At 73.9% G+C, this 1,235-nt stretch carries 1 protein-coding gene; it reads left to right on the top strand.

Going from position 1 to position 1,235, the window contains the following annotated elements:
• Positions 1-1,186 (top strand): FliI/YscN family ATPase (locus tag D8M34_RS17880; protein WP_148113088.1); only part of this gene is annotated, 1,186 nt, incomplete at its 5' end.
• Between the last annotated feature and the right edge of the window lie 49 nt (positions 1,187-1,235).

Here is a 1,235-nt window from a genome sequence, read left to right as displayed (position 1 = left end):
CGGGGACGTGGTGACGCTCGACGGCATCGACGCCGAGGTCGTGGCGACGGGCGAGGACGGGCTGCGCTGCATGCCGCTCGCCCCGGTCGCCGGACTCACCGTCGGCGCCCCGGTGCGCGGCCGGGGCGGCCCGGTGCGCGTTCCCACCGGACGCGCGCTGCTGGGCCGGGTCCTGGACGGCCTCGGGCGTCCCATCGACGGCAAGGGTCCGCTCGCGGCGCCGCAGGTGAGCCTGGATCATGACACCCCCTCGATCATGGAGCGCGATCGCATCGACACCCCGCTCCCCCTCGGCGTGCGCGCGCTCGACACCCTCGTCAGCGTCGGCCGCGGACAGCGCGTCGGCCTGTTCGCGGGATCCGGCGTGGGCAAGTCGTCGCTGCTGTCGATGATCGCCCGCGGCACCGAGGCCGAGGTCACCGTCATCGCCCTCGTCGGCGAGCGGGGCCGCGAGGTGCGCGAGTTCATCGAGGACGACCTGGGCCCGGAGGGACTCGCCCGCTCGGTCGTGGTCGTCTCCACCTCGGATCAGCCGGCGATGGCCCGCATCCGCGCCGCCTTCACCGCCACCCGGATCGCGGAGGCCTTCCGCGACGACGGGGCGCACGCGATCCTCATGATGGACTCGCTGACCCGCGTCGCCATGGCCCAGCGCGAGATCGGGCTCTCCGCGGGCGAGCCCCCGGCCACCCGCGGCTACCCGCCCTCCACCTTCTCGCTCCTCGCCGGACTGCTGGAACGCGCCGGCACCGACCGCGCCGGCTCCATCACGGGCATCTACACCGTGCTCGTCGACGGCGACGACCACAACGAGCCGATCGCCGACGCGGTCCGCTCCATCCTCGACGGCCACGTCGTACTCGACCGCGCCCTCGCCCTCGCCGGTCACCACCCCGCCATCGACGTCCTCGGGTCCGTGTCCCGCGTGGCCGGCAAGATCACGAGCCGGGAGCGCCGCGCACAGGCGGCCACCCTCCGCGCCGTGCTCGCGGCCCGACGCCGGGCGAACGACCTCATCGACATCGGCGCCTATCACGCCGGCGCCGACGCCCGTATCGACGCGGCGATCGCCCATGAACGGCCGATCTCGGCGTTCCTCACCCAGCCGCTCGACGAGACGAGCGCGATCGACGACTCCTGGGCCCGCCTGGAAAGCCTCGTCTCCGCCTTCGAGGGGGTCTCATGAGCAGAGGGTTCTCGCTCGCCGGTCTCCTGCGCGTCCGGGAGATCCAGGA

Origin of the sequence: Microbacterium sp. HSID17254 (assembly GCF_003989315.1) — a bacterium.
GTDB lineage: Bacteria > Actinomycetota > Actinomycetes > Actinomycetales > Microbacteriaceae > Microbacterium.
Note: the sequence above shows the minus strand (reverse complement) of the source record. Positions and strands in the feature narration are given on the sequence as shown.